Consider the following 16,204-nt stretch of genomic DNA (forward strand, 5'->3'; position numbering starts at 1 on the left):
ATATGGAACCGTTGCCAGGGCAGAGATGAACTGGACGGGTTCTTTTAACAATACTCTTTCGTTCTTTATAAGTCAGTTAATAGTTAATGAATGCGTTAATGATGTGAGCATAATCCCGCGGTCGAGTAGCCGCGGGTATGTTTTTTTTGAGTGAGTTAATGAATCAGTGGCGTCTTTCCGGGAGCGGGAAGGCGCTTTTTTGAAAATAAAACGTACCGGCTGCGAGGCCGGTCAAGATATTCAGTATACCGTTTCCTGCCGATAAAACGACCAAATTTTGATAAAGCATCGGGAAACAAGTGTATGCCAGCGGTAAGCGCGCGGGCATGGCTTGTTTTTGCACCGGTGCTTGGTCGTACCGTTCGGGGACAGTCATGGCCCGCGCTTTCCTTTTACAAAGCGAACCATGGAAAGACAGATCCGGATCGAAAAACTCAGCGCGGGCATCGATAAGACGGCCGGCATAGACACTTTAAGGGACCATTTACAACTCCTTTGGATCAGAGGCGGTAAAGGCGACCTGGAAATCCACTATAAACATTATAAAATTCAGCCGCAGCGCATCTTTTTCCTGCCGCAGGGGCAGCGTATACAGATCGACTGGCAAGGTACCGGCTGGCTCATCCGGCTCGAACCCTGGCTGCTGCGCCTGTTCTTTCAGCGCCACCCCGAAGAAAAGCTGCTGCCGCTATTCCTGCCAGCCGGCCGAAAATGCTATACCGACATCATCCCGGCCACTGCCCATGCTCTGCAAAGCCTGGCCCAGTTCATTCAGCAGGAACAGGAAGCCGAACATAACTTGAGCATCGCGCAGACCTACCTCTACGCCATTTTGCTGCACGTCGCCAATGCCTACCGCCTGGTCAACAAGATACCCAAGGTTAGCTTCAATTATGCCGTCGCAGAAAAGTTGCTCCCGCTGATCCAGGAACATTTCCACAAAGAGCGCCTGCCCGCGTTTTACGCCAGTCAATTGGGGATGCCTGTCCGTAAACTTAATGAGACTTGTAAACGCGCTACCGGCAAACTGGTCCAGGAATGGATCACCGAGCAACTGCTCAGTGAAGCCGAACGCCTGCTGGCCGAAAGCCCGCTCAGCATCAAAGAGATCGCCTATGAGCTGGATTTCGCGGACATGGCGCAATTCAACCATTTCCTCAAAAAGCATAACGGGCAATCACCCACCGCATTCCGGCAGGCCTTGCAGACTGACAAAAGATCGGACACGGATGGACAAGCGGGCTGAGATCCTCAGGGTTAGCTTTGATCCTCACCAAGGTGGTGAGGCAACATCTCGTTCTTTATGGGCCGGTTTTGGCCAATGAATTGCTTAAACGGGCGCGACCCGCGCCCGTTTTTTACCTCATCCTATCACCCGTAAAAATACCCCATTATTACAGAAAAAAACATACATTAGCCCCGCTATTTGCACATCCTGAACATGAAATTCCCGGTAACCGTCATTGATAAAGACCTGTATTTCCAGAAGATCTCAGCCCTGCTGCTCGATGATGAATGTGTGCTTTTTATCGACACGAACATCCTGGCCACCTTTTTTAAACTCAATGCCGACGCGAGAAAAGAGCTGCTGGACTGGATGGAGACCTTCACCCAAAAGGACCGTTTAAAAACTCCGACCTGGGCGTTGAACGAATACACCAAACGGTTCGTACGAAAACGGACCGGGGATTACCTGAGTACCGGCGATAAGTTGAAAACCATTATCAAGGAATTTAAAGAGGTCCGCAAGTTCCTGTCCATGCATGTCGACGAAGAAAGCCTCAAACTGGCCAAATATGCTGACCGGCCAGCCTATATCCAGGACTTGGACAAGGTCAGCACGACACTGGAAAAAGTATCCGGTCCGTTAAGGAGCCGCAAATCGGACTATATTGTCAAGATCAACGAAGACCTGCAAAGAGTATTGGAGGGCACGGTCATCGAAAGCGATATCTTCAGCATGGTCGAGCCGGTCGGCAATTATGGGGCTCACCGTTTTCGCACAGAACTTCCCCCCGGCTTCGAAGATGGGCACAAAGACTTTAACGCTTATGGCGACCTGATCATCTGGCAGGAGATCCTGGCCTTTTGCAAAGCGCGGAACCGCAAAAAAGTATTGATCCTGACCAACGACCAAAAGCCGGACTGGATGTATGCACCTTACCAATTACTAATCAAAGGCCGGCGGGTATCCAACAATGAACCGGAACTGAAGATAGCAGACCCCAGGCTGATCTATGAGTTCCGGCTGGCTACCTATTCCGAGGAGCTTTACATCATCAATCTGGAGACTCTGACTAAAATAGCGATCGAAGACAATCGTAAGGACCTGCTGAACGTCGCCCGTGCGCTGCAACTGGTCAAAGAGGAGGAGACCGCCAAGGAAGAAGAGGAAGAAGCGGTTGCCATGGAGGATAGCTCAGGTACCCTAGCTGAGGAAACCGAAGGTCCAGTGGAGGAGCAACTTGGCGAAACATTCGCCGTTCCCGAGGAATTGCCGTCGGAGGAGGCAACAGCCAGCCCCGTGGAGAAAGCGGCTGAGCCCTTTGACACAGAACCGGCACCCGTTGCCCGGAAGCAACCCTATGCGCAAGCTGCACTGGCCGATGCAACGTATATCAGTTTTGTGGATCCCAAGATTGCCGATATCGTTGAAAAGTTAAAATCGCATAGTTGGTATACCCAAAACCCTGCCATTGACGAACTGGCGGAATATGTGAACCGTGGCAACAATAGCCGTCTTTACCACAATGACCTTTTCGTGCTGGGTAGAAATATTTATCAATCGGCGACAGGTGGCGCTTATTCCGCCATAGACCTGATCGAAAATAAATTGAGCCGGCTGAACATGGCATTCAAGTTAAAATCCCATATCGTTGCCGGCATGTTTTACGAAATCTACTTTGACAGCCAGGGTTCGTTCCGCGGGCATAACCTGAAATCCTATTTATTAAGCGATGTTTTTGCTTTCCAGACAGATGCTAATTACACCGAGGCGATCGCATTTATCAACCGCGAGCTCCAGCATCACCTGGGGGAATTGTTTGTTTTGCCTGGCAACACCTCAAACGTCACTGTCGAATTGATCGTGGAAGAAGTAGAAACCAGCTGGGCCGGTACGATGCTCGGGGTTAAAGACCTGAAGATCGACGGGGAAAGCGTTTTGAAATACAGCGAGCTTTATTACCATCACCGTTTGAAGCAAACCTCCGGCGAAAGCAACATCAAAGAGCAGATCGAAAGCGTTTTTGCGATTCCGTCCACACAACAGGTACTGAAAGACAATTCCGGCAAAGGCTTGCCTTATTTGTTTGAGAACAACGCGATCCTTTGGCGGGGAGAGCTACCCCCGGCAGCCAAAAACGTTTTCGCGGCGGATTTTTAAGTAGATGCTCAAGCCGACCAGGGCTTACTGCTTTTCTTGGAATTCCTTTTTTTGACGGCCGGTTCTTCCTGTTGATGATCCGCGTGCTGGACGCCCATCGCCTCCTGTACCTTTTTTTGTTTCGTCAGCTCATCCGCCACCAGATCAGCTACCTCCCGTTTGATTTTCTGATACGCAGCCTCCACCATATCCTCGTTCACCTCCTTGATCACCGGCATCGGCCGGTAACTATCCTCTTCCAGTTTCAAAGCCGCATGGTCATTGATCACCCGGGCATGGAAAGATTTTAATTCCACCGGGTTATCGGGATCATCTGCCACCATCCCCACAAACTCCCCCGAAGACAAAGCCGATATCTTGGCAGCCGGCACCGCGAAATCCAGCTGCGAAGACTTACTGGTCGACGTATCATCACTATTGATCGACACGCTCTGCCTTTCCTGCACGATCTTGCCGATCCGCTCCGACAATTGCTTGGCTGTATCCCCGGTCACCTGCCCGCTGACGATATTACCCACAATATTCATGATCACCTCCGCCTGGTCACGCCCATAATCCTTTTTCAGCTGCGAGAAATCCTGTATCCCCAAAGTGGTCGCCACTTTGTTCGAACGCGCCGTCGCGATCAAACTGTCAATGCTATTAAAGAAAATGGTCGGGAACTCATCGAACACCAAACTGCATTTACGCTGGTGCTTGCGGTTCACCAGTTTAATGGCCCGCGAAATATACAGCGACAGCACCGCCCCATAAGTTTGCAGTTTGGCCGGGTTATTACCCACGCAGATGACCTTCGGTTCCTTCGGGTTATTCACATCCAGCGTAAAGTCATTGCCGGATAATACATAATACAGCTGCGGCGAAGACAAACGCGCCAGCCCGATCTTGGCGCTGGCGATCTGGCCCTCCAGCTGGTCGGTCGCGTTATTCTGAAAGGCGGATACAAAAGGATTGATCAAAACCTCGATCTCCTTTTCCATGCGGATCACCTCAAACAGTTCCTTATAATCCCGCTGCATCAGCTCGATCACGTGCGGCAGGGTACAATAGCGGCCATCCCGGTATTTTTTCAGGTACCAGATCACCGCCGTCAGGAAATTGATCGGCGACTCTACGAAGAAATCCCCCTGCTTTTTGATCCAGTCCCGGTTCAGCCCCAGCATGATCGTGCGCGACGCCTCAGTCGCATCGCTGATATCCTCCATATCTGCCGGATCAAGCGGGTTACAGCGGTGGCTGCGGCTCAGGTCGTCAAAATTAATGACAAAGAATTTAGGCCTGACCGGGTAGGCGCTTAAATTATTCAGCAAAGTATTGTAAGCGATCCGCGTCAGGTCGTCGTATTTGAAATCATACAGGAACATCGTAAAGCCTTTTTTGATATGCTGGGTAATGACATGCCGGATCACAAAATAAGATTTACCCGCGCCCGGCGTACCGCTCACCAATAAGCCCCGGAAGGGGTTAATGAAATTGATCCAGCCTTTGCGGACCCGGCCTTTCAGGTTGTATTCCGTCGGCAGGTTCACCGAATACTCGTTTTCCAATAGCTCCTCCTGCTGGGGAAAGGTCTCGTTCTCCTTATTAAAGACATCCTTATCCAACTTGACTTTCAATAAGCGCGACAATCTTACCCCACCCGTCAGGATCAGCAGGTAACCGCTAACCGCCATCAGCATATAGAGCACGGCCACCGTGTTGACCGCTGAACAATAAAACGCCAGTCCGTTTAATAAATAGAGCAGCAGTCCGCAACTGATATAGATCGATTGCTTTTTCACATCGATCTTTTCTTCCTTCCGCCCTTTAACGCCCACCAGGGAAATACCCAGTAAGAGTAGCGCGAACAATTTAGGTTTCATCAGGCTATTAAATAAGCCCGTACGCGCGATATTGCCCACGATCCGGTCGGTGATGCCCGCCGTCCAGTTCCAGCCGGCAAAGGCGGGATACAGACAGATATAAAAATGGATGGCCAGCACGAACAGGCTGAACAATCGGGTCATATCCAATATTTTTCGTAGTGCGGTGATGTCTTCTCCGGTTTGCATACTTATAAAGTTTTACGTTTTTTCTTTTTGCGTTTTTGCTGCGGGATGATGGGCATGAAATCCTGCGCGCCGCGGCCCAGGAGGTCTTTGATCAGCTGCCCGGTCAGGCTTTCCGTTTGACCGGTCGACGGTTCGAGTGCTTCCGGCATTTGCTTGTCGTTCGGCTGGAAGCTATGCTGCTGGCCCGGCTGTTTAGGGTGGTCATAAGTAGCCAGCTTTTCCAGCGAGGCTTTGGCGCTATATTCCTTGCCCAGGTCACTGCCGTTGAAAACCGTCTTGTTCCGATGATCCACGAAGGTTACCCCGTAGGTAAAACCCTGCTCATTTTGCCGGAAAACCACACTGACCTGCCTTTTCGCTAGGTCTTTTATGAATGTCGCTTTGCTGAGTTGATGATATTTTCCAAACACCTGGTCAATGGTTTTTTGCAGCTGTGCCTTTTTGGGCTCCCGTTTTTGTTTATTGGGCGCATATAGTTTTTCCAGGTTCTTTAAAGTTGGTTGATAAGGCAGCGCACTGGCCTTGATCGGGATGCCGATCCGCTGCCCCTGTTTATCCAGCAGGGAATAGACCAGCCCCTGACGTTCATACATCGCGCTGTCTTCCGGCCCCCGGTCAGCCAGCACATTGAACTGCTGTAATGCCGCATTCAATTCCGCCAGTGAGGTGAAGCGATAGCTCTGCGTCACGGCGGTCACCACGTTGGCGATGGCCCGCTTGGTCGGCGTCCTGCCATATTGCGCGATCTCCGGTTCGGCCGCTTTGATGCCCAGGATGTTTTTGAGCTGCCGCCCGTCCGCTTTGACCAGTCCTAATTCTACTTCCAGTTCTTTGCGCGTCTGCTCCGACAGTGTACGGCCCAAATTATGCACCGCGATGCGTTTACCGTCCGGCTGGATATTGGTCGTTACGATATGTAAATGGCTGTGCGCCGCGTCATGGTGCCGGTAGACCAGGTAAGGCTGCTCCCCGAAGCCGATGCGTTCCATATAGGTAGCCGCCACTTGCTGCAACAATTCATCCGCCGGGTTTTCCTCCGGCGCGAAATTCAGCATGATATGCAAAGCGTTCGTTTTCACCCGGCTGTTCAGGTCGGTCAGATGCTCGAAGCGGTTCAATTTCTCGTTAAAGCCCAGATCATCCAGTTCGCTCCCGAAACGGCTCGCCATTAAGAGTTCCGCCTGCCCGGCGTCCACTTTGCGCTCATTGTAATTGAGCAGGCCCCGGATGCTTTTCCCGCTGACGATCCTTACAACCATTTCTGCGTGAGTTTAGCGACCAGCACCAGTAAGCGGTCGGTTTTCTGTTCTATTGTTTTCGCCAGCTCCGTTTGTCGCAGCGCATAAAAGGCCCGCTGGTTCTCACTTTTACTGGAATGGAAAGCTTTGGTCACCTGATTCAGACTAACGCCGATGGCTTTCAGTTCCTTGCGGATCGAGGTCAGCTCCTCCATCACGCCGTTCATCGAAATATCCTTGTAGAGGCATAAGATTTTTTCCTGCGCCAGGATCTTCCTTGCCACCTCAGCCAGGGACTGGCAGGCGCTTTCGGCCAGCAGCTTTTCCAGCCTTTCCTGTGTGGCCTTATCCACCCGGGTGCGGACAGGGTAACTGTAAAGCTGGTCACGTAAAGTTGCTTTTGGTCTGCTCATATTTTGGCTTTAGCCGTTTCCGCAAGTTCCGCCGCGGAAAAATTCGGGCCGTGCCCGAAGACCGTTTGTGTGGACAAACGTACATCTTGCGAAACACTGGCGTGTTTGCAAAAGCGCTTAAACCGCGCGCTTTTGCGGGTTAAAAATGGTTTGCTGTTCCTGCGGAACGCCTGGGTCTGCCGACTTCGCCGGGAGGGGGAAACTTTGCAGGAGTTTTCGGATGGCGTCGCGGGGCTGACGCCGGTGCGGTTTGATGTAGGGTACCTGATCGTTCATGCCCAAAGGTGGGCAAAGCCACCACCAGGCTTTGTAAGTCCGCTAACCTGCACTGAAAATTATTTATCTTTGCCTGCTCATGATCAAGCTCTTTACCGTCGGCTTTCCCAAGGAAATGGATGAAGCGGCCCTCCATACTTTTTTCAGCGACTTCGGCGATGTGGCCGCGGTCAAGATCATTACCGATCAGGAGACCGGGTCCAGTAAAGGCTATGCGTTCATCGATTTTTTAGATGAAGTAGGCGCCAACCTGGCCATCAAAGAACTGGACGGCTCGACGCTGGAAGGCCGCACCCTCGGCGTGCGCCTGGCGGACAAACAGCGGCGCCCACGGGTAAGTCATGAACTGCCCCATCAGCAGCGGAGCTATGAAAAGGTCAGGCAACCGAAAGGGAAGCGGCCGCGCAGACAAGCTTGAAAAGCCGGCCATATATTCATCGGAATTCGTACTTTTAGTCAACCAGATACTTTAAAAATGAATGCAGATTTCCCGGAAATAGTGATCGAATTTTATCCGGCCGATGAGGCCACACTTGCCCAGCTGAACGAAACGTTCGCGGCTGACGAAACCATGCGGTCTAGCGGTTTTGACGGCACGATCATCCTGACCATCATCGCCGCATCACTGCCCGTTATCCAGCGCGCTTTCAAATTTTATGAGGCCCATCAGAAAACCATTCGGTCGGGCAAGGTCCGGATCAAAGACAAGGAGGTCACCTTCGAAGGTTTTTCGGCGGATGAGATCATCGAAATTGGCGAAAAAGGTACTATCGAAAAGATCCGCCAAAAGCTGAAGTGAAATGACCGAACAGGAAGCCAGCCGGGTGATCCGGCTTACCCGGCCTTTCGCCAAGTTCCCGGCTTATTCGCATACGGACGATTTCCTTGACCTGGAGGCCGAGATCGGTAAAGGCTTCATGTTCGTGAGTTTATATGATGAACGGATCAATTCCACGTTAACGGAAGTGGAGGGCGGCATCCTGCTGATCGGGAATACCTACCTTTCTTCTTTTGCATATAACCTGATCCTGGCCTGGCAGTTCGAAATGAGCCGGGGTTCAATCGATCACCAGACATTCAACCCGCTGATCCGCTATAACCTTAAAAAGTTCTTTGCCGAGCAGTTGTTGCATAAATATAACAATACTTTTTCCCGCGCTATTTTCCTGGAAACCCTGTTATACGAACAACACCGGATGATACCGGTCATTCATGCGGCGAATGAAGACCCGAAATGGAAGATCGTCGCCGATAAGCTCGCCGGCATCATGGGAAACTTCCTGGTCAACCACGAGCTGGGGCATTATTACCGCCGTTTTAAGCCTGAAATATATGAAGACGTTATCCGCCTGAACGCATCGGCCCTACAGCCATTTACCGATTATATCGCAGCCAATTTCAATGAATGGTTCCGGGAAGAAATCATTTGTGACTTGCTCGCGGTATTCAGTAGCCTTTCCCTGTGTGGTGAGGACCGGGCTGCGATGACCTATACGCTCCGGGCGGCGGTCCTGGGCTATCATGTTTTCGGCGTGCTGTGGTCGCTGGAAAAGTCCGCTGAGATCACCGCCAATGCCCAGCGGCTGGAGCCGGACCGGATCGTATTCCGGACGATCGAGAAAGCGAGCCAGGAATACAGTTATGATATCCGGGCGGATGAGGTCATGATCCAGCGCAGCGTAATGGTTACTTATTTATGTGAACAGATCGCCGCCGACCGCGGCCTGCAACTTTACGGTACCGATGGCGAATTACCCCTGCCGGAAAAAAGCCTGGATTATTTCTTATCCTACCTGGACCAGATCATGCTACAGGAAAATGCCAATGACCGAAGCATGTCGAGGCTGGTAGCAGAATCATTGCATGATCATCCCGAAGGGCTCGAATATCTGTATCTGCATTCTAAAGTTTTCCGGTCAGAACGAAACATCTCCTTGTGATGGAGGGCCTAAAGGCACACGATTACTGGCCGGGAGGCGTTATAGTTGAAAATAGGAACGATGATATCACCGGCATTTGTCGATAACGTAACGGCCAAGACCGACATCGCGGAACTGGCTGCGGAGTTTACGGAACTGATCCCCAAGGGCAACAGCCTGGCCGGCCCATGTCCCCTACATGGCGGCACTGGTGCTACCTTTACCGTTTCCCCGGATAAACAGGTCTATAAATGTTTCAAAGGCGGCAGCGGCGGGAACGCAATTAAGCTGGTCATGAACGTGCAAAAATGCAGTTTCCCCGAAGCTGTGGTTTTTCTCGCCAAACGTTGAAAATAGATGTGCCCGCTGACGAATAGCCGGTACCTCTCGCACCGTCGCTTTATAAAACAGGCAGGTCAAGTCGATTGAATTTGTTTAACGATTTTATCTAAAATAAACTTGTCGAACGATTTACGGTCTTTCAAATACAGTTTTGCTGCCTGGCTAAAATCAAGCGAATTAACCCGTTTTAATTCTTGAATGTTGTTCCAGTATTCGGGCGATTTTTCTATAGGACGTATCTGGTTTTGTTTGACTTCGAAAAGGTAGGGGTCTATATGGATGGGAAAAAAGATATTTTTCCAGAGTTCTTCCTGTTTTTGACGAGCTGTCGATAATTCAAATTGGCAGGCCTTGCTTTTTAGGGAATGCTCAGAGGCGATGAAAAGTAAGATCTCATGTTCCCATACGTTCTTGGTCATGATGTCCTCCAGGTACTGACCACCGGGCGCATCCTTTTCCCATAAAAAAGTTTTTATGCCGAAGTTTCTTAAAGTATCATCGAGTGCTGCTGCGAATGCGCGGTCTTTAAAACTATAAGAGATGAATATCTTTTTGTAATCGGTTTGCGAAGAGATCTGAGCGATCTTCTCTTTATAATCGAATGCATGTATATTGAAATAAGCTTTTAAAATTTCCGGGTTGTTTAGATCACTTTTGAGAATGGTCTGAAAATCCATCGAGGCATATACCGGCCGAATTTCAATGTCTCTGATTTCGATGGTCTCGTCATTGAGGGTGCAGTCCTGAAAAACGGAAAAGTATAAGGTGGAATCTATAATGGAAGTGTTGCGCAAATCTACAGTGTTAAAATAGCAATCCATGATACGGCAGCTATCGAAAGTAACATCTTTGGTATCTTCTTCAATTTCAGTTCCCGGCGGATAATATCTGAATGACCTGAACATCGAAGCTTCGAATTCACAGGAAACGAAATGTACATTGAATAAGTCTTCCGCTAATTCGAATTTATGAAAATCGCATTTTTCAAATATGGTATTGTCCATATCTCCTTCGTCGATCTGAACATTGCGGAATTTACAGTTATAGAATGAAAGTTCTGTCCAGCCGAATTGTCCGTGAGAGAACCGGGAGTTTTTAAATTCACAATCCGTAAACTCGCATTTTTTGAAATAGAGAAAGAAACCCCAAACGTCTTCAAACGTACAGTGAACGAATTTGCAGCTTTTAAAAAGAAAGCCCTGGTAACTTCCTGAAAAATGATAGTCTTTAAACGTATAAGATTTAATTCCTACGTCAGGTTCATCCTGATCATTTCTTTTAGCCGGTTGAATCAGTTTTTTGGGTAGAGTTTCGTCGAAATGCGCCAGTAATGTTGATTTTTCATAACTGATCCTTGTAGTCAATTCTTCCAATGTGGTTTATAATTGTGTATGTAAATTTAGCTAATAAAATCATTACCAATGACATCATAGGAGTTTAAATCCCAGTGCTGAAAGCTAAACTTACAATTTGTTTTACACCGGGCACGCACATTCGTTCTTTGATAACTTTTAACGAGAGCGACCATGCAAAGAAGGCCCTATACACCCGAAGATGTCGTGCAGATCCTGCGAAAAGGAGGCGAAATTATTACGATAGAACAAGCGAGGCAGCTATTGGAAACCTTCCGGAAATTGGCTAAATTGGTAGTGCAGCAACAATTTAAGAAATGAAAACAGCCTATTTATATGTGCGGGTGAGTACCGACGAGCAGGCCGATAAGGGGTATTCCCAGCGCGACCAGCAGGAACGTTTGAAGCGCTATTGCGAGATCAACAGCATCCAGGTCATCGATGTGGTCATGGAAGATTATTCCGCGAAAACCTTTAAACGGCCGGCCTGGACGGAACTGCTGACCGATCTGAAAAAACGTAAAGGTAAGGTCGATCATGTCCTCTTCACCAAGTGGGACCGGTTCAGCCGGAACGCTGGGGACGCCTATATGATGATCAGCAAATTGCGTTTACTGGGTGTTGAGCCGCAAGCCATTGAACAGCCCCTCGATCCCTCTATTCCGGAAAATAAGATCATGATGGCCTTTTACCTGGCCGCGCCCGAAGTAGAGAACGACCGCAGGGCATTGAATACTTTTTACGGGATGCGCAGGGCACGTAAAGAGGGCCGTTATATGGGTGTCGCCCCGCTGGGCTATGAAAACAAGATCACCGAATATGGCCGGAAATATATCTCCATCGTAGAAGAGGAGGCGGAACATATCCGCTGGATATTCCAGCAGTTGGTGGATGGTCATTATGCCGCAGAACAGGTACGTAAACAGGCGAATGAGCGCGGGTTCAAATGTGGCAGCGCTCATTTTTGGAACATCATCCGCAACCCGGTCTATTGCGGGAAGATCGAGGTGCCAAAGTTTAAGGAGGAAGAAGGCTACCTGGTACAAGGGCAACACGAAGGTATCATTTCCGATAAACTCTTTTTTGATGTGCAGGATATCCTGACCAGCCGTGCCAAAGGTGCGTACGGTGCCAAAATGGTGTCGATCGATAAACTGCCGCTGCGGGGACTATTGATCTGCCCGAAATGCGGGCGGATGCTGACCGGCAGCGCCTCGAAAGGCTATAGTGCCTATTATAATTATTACCACTGCCAGCATAAATGTAAAGTGCGGTTTAAGGCGGAAGATGCCAACGAAAAATTTGAAAAGGTATTGGCAGGATTTACCATCAGGCCGGAGAGAGCCGAGATCTTTGAAAATGAATTATTGGTCGAATATCAGAATGCCAACAAACATGGGGCATTTTCCAGCAGTCGTAAAGACCTGTTGAAACAGATCACCGAGGTGAATGTCCGGCTGAGTGTGGCCCGGAAAAAATATTATATGGAAGAGACGGACGCTGCCGATTATAAAATCTACAAAGCGGAGTGTGAAGCGGAGATGGTTGGCCTGGAAAAGAAGTTAGGCGAGATGTCAGAAGGGGTGCAAAAGATCGATAAAGTACTCCATGAAGCGGTCGAAAATGTGTCAAAATTGCAAATTTATTGGAAAACTTACGATTCCATGGGCAAAAGGAGGCTGTTCAATGCGGTGTTCCCGGAGAAAATTTGGTATGACGGAAGCAAATATCGAACTGTTCGGGTCAATGAAGGTATTGAGGTAATCTATCTGAAAAACAAGGAGTTAGGCGCGTTTGAAAACAGAAAAAGTGACCTCGAAGATCACTTTTCTGCTCAAGTAGCGGGGAGCAGGATCGAACTGCCGACCTTAGGGTTATGAATTGCGAAAAACATGAATTGATATGAACCAAAATGTGCCTATATGGCTCAGAAACGCGGTTTTTGATTCATGTTGCAACATGTAAAATCATAAAAAATCACGAAATGTTGTACCTATGTTGTACCCAAATATCAAAGATTATGCTTATATTTAGGTGATAAAAACAACAGAATAGGCCTCAATTTTAAATCCGATTTTTATGGCTTCACTTAGAGTGGTTTTACGCAAAAAAGCGAACAAAGACGGCACCTATCCGCTGGCGATCCGGGTAACCAAAGACCGCAAAACATCCTTCATTCATTTAGGCCATCACCTTCATGCAAAAGATTGGGATGCTAAAGGGCAAAAAGTTAAAACATCCTATCCCAATTCAAAGCGGCTGAATCATCTGATCCTCACCAAAACGGCGGAGGCAAACGATACCTTGCTCGAGCTCGAAACCCACAACAAAGATATTTCATCAAAACTGGTCACCGCCGAAATAAAACCAAAGGCGGCAACATCGTTTTTTGCCCAGGCCGATATATTCGTCGAAAATCTGCGGACGCAGGGAAAATACAATCGCGTGCTCACCGAGCAATCGCGGATCAAAGCGATCAAGGAATTTTTGGGAAACAGGGATGTGACTTTTCCGGAGGTCAATGTGCCCTTGCTGGCCAAGCTTTCCGCGTGGCTGAAGAGGGAGCGCAGGATTGGCGAGCGGGTGGTGAAGATGAACGAGCGAACCATGATGAACTACCTCATCCTGATTCGCACGATTTATAACCAGGCAATTGCGGCTAATATTGTCGATCAGAAACATTACCCTTTTGGTAAAGGGAAAATTGCGATCAAATTTCCGCAGAGCCAAAAAGTGGGTCTATCCGTGGAGGATGTGCAGAAAATTGAAGCGCTGGAATTGCCGTTGGATTCCTATGAAAATCACGCGCGCAATATCTGGCTGACATCCTTTTATTTTGCCGGGATGCGTGTATCCGATGTCCTCCGGTTAAAATGGTCGGATTTTCAGAACGAGCGCCTCTATTACCAGATGGGAAAAAACCTGAAGGTCGGGTCACTCAAAGTACCCCAGAAAGTTTTCGCTATTCTCGACCAGTACCGCCATCAGGAAATGAAGCACGATCTTATTTTTCCGGAACTCAAGGTGCTTGATACGTTGGACAAGCCCTACCACATTCAACGCAAAATTTCCTATGCGACCAAGCGGCTCAATACGGCATTGGGAGAAATCGCGATCCATAAGGATGTAAAAATAACCAAAACCCTGACCATGCATATTGCCCGGCACACGTTCGGCCATATTTCCGGCAATAAAATCCCCATCCAGGTTTTGAAGGATTTATACAGGCACAGCGATATCAAAACGACGATGGGCTATCAGTCGAATTTTATTCATGAAGAAGCAGATAATGCTTTGGACGCGGTGGTCGGATTTTGAAAATCCGGTTTTATCGTTCAATGCGTATCCTTGTAATTATAATATTGGATTTTAGATTTACAAGGATGCTTGCTTGCAAGTGAGCCGAAAAGGGACCATCGCTTAAAAGTGATCTTAGTTTTAATTCTGGTTGAATTTCGGTATTTTATATACCTTTGTGTGTTTTATTATAAACCTTTAGCATTGTTAAGGTTTGTAATTTATACTATAATGGTATCATGACTACCAATATGCAGACAAAAATAAACCAGCTATTATCTTCATTGCCCGGCGGGGTAGTGGTGCAATCCTCTTGGCTTGCCGAGCAGGGTTATAGCTTCGATCTACAAAAGGCCTACCGCCGGAGCCAATGGCTGCAATCTATCGGCACGGGTGCGATGATACGCAATGGCGATGCCGTGGGCTACCAGGGCGCGATCTATGCTTTGCAGAGGCAAAGTCATTTGCCCGTACATCCTGGCGGACGAACGGCTTTGTCGCTTTTGGGTAAAGCGCATTATCTTTCCTTATCGGAAAAGAAGGTGACGGTTTTCGGCGAGAGTAACGCAAGGTTGCCCACCTGGTTCCTCAACCATGACTGGGGCGTGGCGGTGGAATACCATCAATCTTCATTTTTACCACCGGATATAGGCATGGCCGAAGTGGAGGTGAAAAGTTACTCTATCCTGGTTTCCGGCGCTGCGCGCGCGCTGATGGAGTGTTTGTACCTCGCGCCTGAAAAAATGGCGCTGATGGAATGCTACGAGCTAATGGAAGGGCTCAATAATCTGAAACCTGGGCAGGTTCAGCAATTGCTGGAACAATGCGGCTCGATCAAAGTAAAACGCCTGTTCCTTTTTCTTGCGGAAAAAGCGAATCATCACTGGACTAAATTTCTGAATCTCGAAAAAGTTGATTTGGGAAGTGGCAAACGGAGTATTGTCAAGAACGGGGCCTATATCGACCGCTATCAAATAACCGTACCCAAAGAATTAGCAGAGCATGAACGAAGCGTATAAAAGGCAGGTCAGCCTGCTACTGAATGTTTTACCGGAAGTGGCAAGGGAATCCTGCTTTGCATTGCATGGTGGCACGGCCATCAATCTTTTCGTCAGGGACATGCCGCGCCTGTCGGTCGATATCGACCTGACCTATCTCCCGATTGAAGACAGGGCTGCATCGCTACAGCATATCGCGGAAGCGTTGGAGCGCATTAAAGCCAGCATCGAACGAACGATGCGCGGTGTGCGTGTCAATCACCGCAGGGACGCCGCCAAGCTGCAAATCTCGGTCCAGGGGGCCGATATCAAATTAGAAGTGAGTTTAGTGGGGCGCGGAACCATCAGCGATCCGGTGGAAATGCAGCTATGCGCAAAAGCCCAGGAAGATTTCGACGCGTTTTGTGCCATTCGGTTGGTGCCTGTCGGCCAACTTTATGGCGGTAAGATTTGCGCGGCGCTGGACCGTCAGCATCCGAGGGATTTATTCGACGTAAAATATTTACTGGCCAATGAGCGTTTTTCACCGCAGGTCAAGCATGGTTTCTTTCTATCCTTGTTAGGCAGTGACAGGCCGATCAGGGAAATTCTACAGCCTAATTTGCAAGATCAGCGGTCAGCACTGGCCAATCAATTTGACGGGATGAGTGACGAGGCATTTAGCTACGAAGAATATGAAGCCACGCGTGCTGAACTTATTCGGGTTATTCACGCCAACCTGATGCCGGACGATAAAGCATTTCTACTAAGCGTAAAGGGATTGACACCGGACTGGAGCAGGTATGATTTTTCAAAATTTCCTTCTGTCGCATGGAAGCTACACCATTTACAGCGCTTGAAAGAAAGTAACGCGGCCAAGCATCAGCAGATGTACGAGGCGTTAAAGGATATGCTCAATAGCATCTAACTCAGCGCAAACGGAAAAATAGTATG

15 protein-coding genes are annotated in these 16,204 nt (G+C 48.8%); 11 read left to right on the forward strand and 4 right to left on the reverse strand.

The annotated features are described in order from the left end of the window. Window positions 1–406: 406 nt before the first annotated feature. Together MUCPA_RS36485 and MUCPA_RS28070 are read left to right on the forward strand one after the other, a co-directional pair. Window positions 407–1,246 (forward strand): AraC family transcriptional regulator, encoded by an 840-nt coding sequence (locus MUCPA_RS36485; protein ID WP_008511087.1) that lies wholly within the window; start codon window positions 407–409, stop codon window positions 1,244–1,246. A 195-nt stretch (window positions 1,247–1,441) separates the two neighbouring features. After that, window positions 1,442–3,385 carry a PIN-like domain-containing protein gene (locus tag MUCPA_RS28070; RefSeq protein WP_008511088.1) on the forward strand — a complete coding sequence of 648 codons (1,944 nt, stop codon included), beginning with the start codon at window positions 1,442–1,444 and terminating at the stop codon, window positions 3,383–3,385. Between the two features lie 8 nt (window positions 3,386–3,393). On the opposite strand, the gene mobC is transcribed toward MUCPA_RS28070, so the two are convergent. From mobC to MUCPA_RS28085, 3 genes are read right to left on the reverse strand one after another with little or no spacing between them, the layout of a single operon-like run. After that, window positions 3,394–5,436, reverse strand: coding sequence for a conjugal transfer protein MobC (gene mobC / locus MUCPA_RS28075; RefSeq protein ID WP_008511091.1), 2,043 nt, complete (start codon window positions 5,434–5,436; stop codon window positions 3,394–3,396). A 2-nt stretch (window positions 5,437–5,438) separates the two neighbouring features. Then, window positions 5,439–6,695: a relaxase/mobilization nuclease domain-containing protein gene (locus MUCPA_RS28080; protein WP_008511092.1), complete on the reverse strand. Its 1,257-nt coding sequence runs from the start codon at window positions 6,693–6,695 to the stop codon at window positions 5,439–5,441. Then, window positions 6,686–7,087, reverse strand: coding sequence for a plasmid mobilization protein (locus MUCPA_RS28085; protein WP_008511094.1), 402 nt, complete (start codon window positions 7,085–7,087; stop codon window positions 6,686–6,688). The genes MUCPA_RS28080 and MUCPA_RS28085 overlap by 10 nt, the downstream gene beginning before the upstream one ends. 355 nt (window positions 7,088–7,442) lie before the next feature. On the opposite strand from MUCPA_RS28085, the gene MUCPA_RS36490 reads away from it, so the two are divergent. Genes MUCPA_RS36490 through MUCPA_RS28105 form a run of 4 tightly spaced genes read left to right on the forward strand, consistent with a single transcriptional unit; the run spans window position 7,443 to window position 9,633 of the window. Continuing rightward, window positions 7,443–7,781 carry an RNA recognition motif domain-containing protein gene (locus MUCPA_RS36490; protein WP_008511096.1) on the forward strand — a complete coding sequence of 113 codons (339 nt, stop codon included), beginning with the start codon at window positions 7,443–7,445 and terminating at the stop codon, window positions 7,779–7,781. Between the two features lie 57 nt (window positions 7,782–7,838). Then, window positions 7,839–8,162, forward strand: coding sequence for a hypothetical protein (locus MUCPA_RS28095; protein ID WP_008511098.1), 324 nt, complete (start codon window positions 7,839–7,841; stop codon window positions 8,160–8,162). Window position 8,163: 1 nt separating this feature from the next. Next, on the forward strand, window positions 8,164–9,303 hold the full coding sequence (locus MUCPA_RS28100; protein ID WP_008511100.1) for a hypothetical protein: 1,140 nt from the start codon (window positions 8,164–8,166) through the stop codon (window positions 9,301–9,303). 45 nt (window positions 9,304–9,348) lie between these two features. Further along, window positions 9,349–9,633: a CHC2 zinc finger domain-containing protein gene (locus MUCPA_RS28105; RefSeq protein ID WP_157543999.1), complete on the forward strand. Its 285-nt coding sequence runs from the start codon at window positions 9,349–9,351 to the stop codon at window positions 9,631–9,633. Between the two features lie 65 nt (window positions 9,634–9,698). Here MUCPA_RS28105 and MUCPA_RS28110 read toward each other — a convergent pair whose 3' ends face one another. Further along, window positions 9,699–10,997 carry a toll/interleukin-1 receptor domain-containing protein gene (locus tag MUCPA_RS28110; protein ID WP_008511103.1) on the reverse strand — a complete coding sequence of 433 codons (1,299 nt, stop codon included), beginning with the start codon at window positions 10,995–10,997 and terminating at the stop codon, window positions 9,699–9,701. A 153-nt stretch (window positions 10,998–11,150) separates the two neighbouring features. On the opposite strand from MUCPA_RS28110, the gene MUCPA_RS37945 reads away from it, so the two are divergent. The 5 genes from MUCPA_RS37945 to MUCPA_RS28130 all read left to right on the forward strand — a co-directional run bounded on the left by MUCPA_RS37945 (window position 11,151) and on the right by MUCPA_RS28130 (window position 16,178). Beyond that, on the forward strand, window positions 11,151–11,297 hold the full coding sequence (locus MUCPA_RS37945) for a hypothetical protein (protein WP_008511105.1): 147 nt from the start codon (window positions 11,151–11,153) through the stop codon (window positions 11,295–11,297). Next, entirely contained in the window at window positions 11,294–12,856 is a 1,563-nt protein-coding gene (locus MUCPA_RS28115; protein WP_008511107.1) for a recombinase family protein, read from the forward strand. Before MUCPA_RS37945 ends, MUCPA_RS28115 begins: the two co-directional genes overlap by 4 nt. Window positions 12,857–13,055: 199 nt before the next feature. Then, the gene (locus MUCPA_RS28120; protein WP_008511108.1) at window positions 13,056–14,294 is read left to right on the forward strand and encodes a site-specific integrase; all 1,239 of its coding nucleotides are present in this window, start codon (window positions 13,056–13,058) and stop codon (window positions 14,292–14,294) included. A 218-nt stretch (window positions 14,295–14,512) separates the two neighbouring features. After that, window positions 14,513–15,292, forward strand: coding sequence for a type IV toxin-antitoxin system AbiEi family antitoxin (locus MUCPA_RS28125; RefSeq protein ID WP_008511110.1), 780 nt, complete (start codon window positions 14,513–14,515; stop codon window positions 15,290–15,292). Beyond that, window positions 15,276–16,178, forward strand: coding sequence for a nucleotidyl transferase AbiEii/AbiGii toxin family protein (locus MUCPA_RS28130; protein ID WP_008511111.1), 903 nt, complete (start codon window positions 15,276–15,278; stop codon window positions 16,176–16,178). Before MUCPA_RS28125 ends, MUCPA_RS28130 begins: the two co-directional genes overlap by 17 nt. The last annotated feature ends 26 nt before the right edge of the window (window positions 16,179–16,204 follow it).

It is taken from the genome of Mucilaginibacter paludis DSM 18603 (assembly GCF_000166195.2).
Taxonomy (GTDB): Bacteria; Bacteroidota; Bacteroidia; order Sphingobacteriales; family Sphingobacteriaceae; genus Mucilaginibacter; species Mucilaginibacter paludis.

Bases quoted from the DNA above. Each gene is read 5' to 3' on its own strand.
- MUCPA_RS36485 (WP_008511087.1), top strand. From the start codon at position 407: ATGGAAAGACAGATCCGGATCGAAAAACTCAGCGCGGGCATCGATAAG.
- MUCPA_RS28070 (WP_008511088.1), top strand. From the start codon at position 1,442: ATGAAATTCCCGGTAACCGTCATTGATAAAGACCTGTATTTCCAGAAG.
- mobC (WP_008511091.1), bottom strand. From the start codon at position 5,436: ATGCAAACCGGAGAAGACATCACCGCACTACGAAAAATATTGGATATG.
- MUCPA_RS28080 (WP_008511092.1), bottom strand. From the start codon at position 6,695: ATGGTTGTAAGGATCGTCAGCGGGAAAAGCATCCGGGGCCTGCTCAAT.
- MUCPA_RS28085 (WP_008511094.1), bottom strand. From the start codon at position 7,087: ATGAGCAGACCAAAAGCAACTTTACGTGACCAGCTTTACAGTTACCCT.
- MUCPA_RS36490 (WP_008511096.1), top strand. From the start codon at position 7,443: ATGATCAAGCTCTTTACCGTCGGCTTTCCCAAGGAAATGGATGAAGCG.
- MUCPA_RS28095 (WP_008511098.1), top strand. From the start codon at position 7,839: ATGAATGCAGATTTCCCGGAAATAGTGATCGAATTTTATCCGGCCGAT.
- MUCPA_RS28100 (WP_008511100.1), top strand. From the start codon at position 8,164: ATGACCGAACAGGAAGCCAGCCGGGTGATCCGGCTTACCCGGCCTTTC.
- MUCPA_RS37945 (WP_008511105.1), top strand. From the start codon at position 11,151: ATGCAAAGAAGGCCCTATACACCCGAAGATGTCGTGCAGATCCTGCGA.
- MUCPA_RS28115 (WP_008511107.1), top strand. From the start codon at position 11,294: ATGAAAACAGCCTATTTATATGTGCGGGTGAGTACCGACGAGCAGGCC.
- MUCPA_RS28120 (WP_008511108.1), top strand. From the start codon at position 13,056: ATGGCTTCACTTAGAGTGGTTTTACGCAAAAAAGCGAACAAAGACGGC.
- MUCPA_RS28125 (WP_008511110.1), top strand. From the start codon at position 14,513: ATGACTACCAATATGCAGACAAAAATAAACCAGCTATTATCTTCATTG.
- MUCPA_RS28130 (WP_008511111.1), top strand. From the start codon at position 15,276: ATGAACGAAGCGTATAAAAGGCAGGTCAGCCTGCTACTGAATGTTTTA.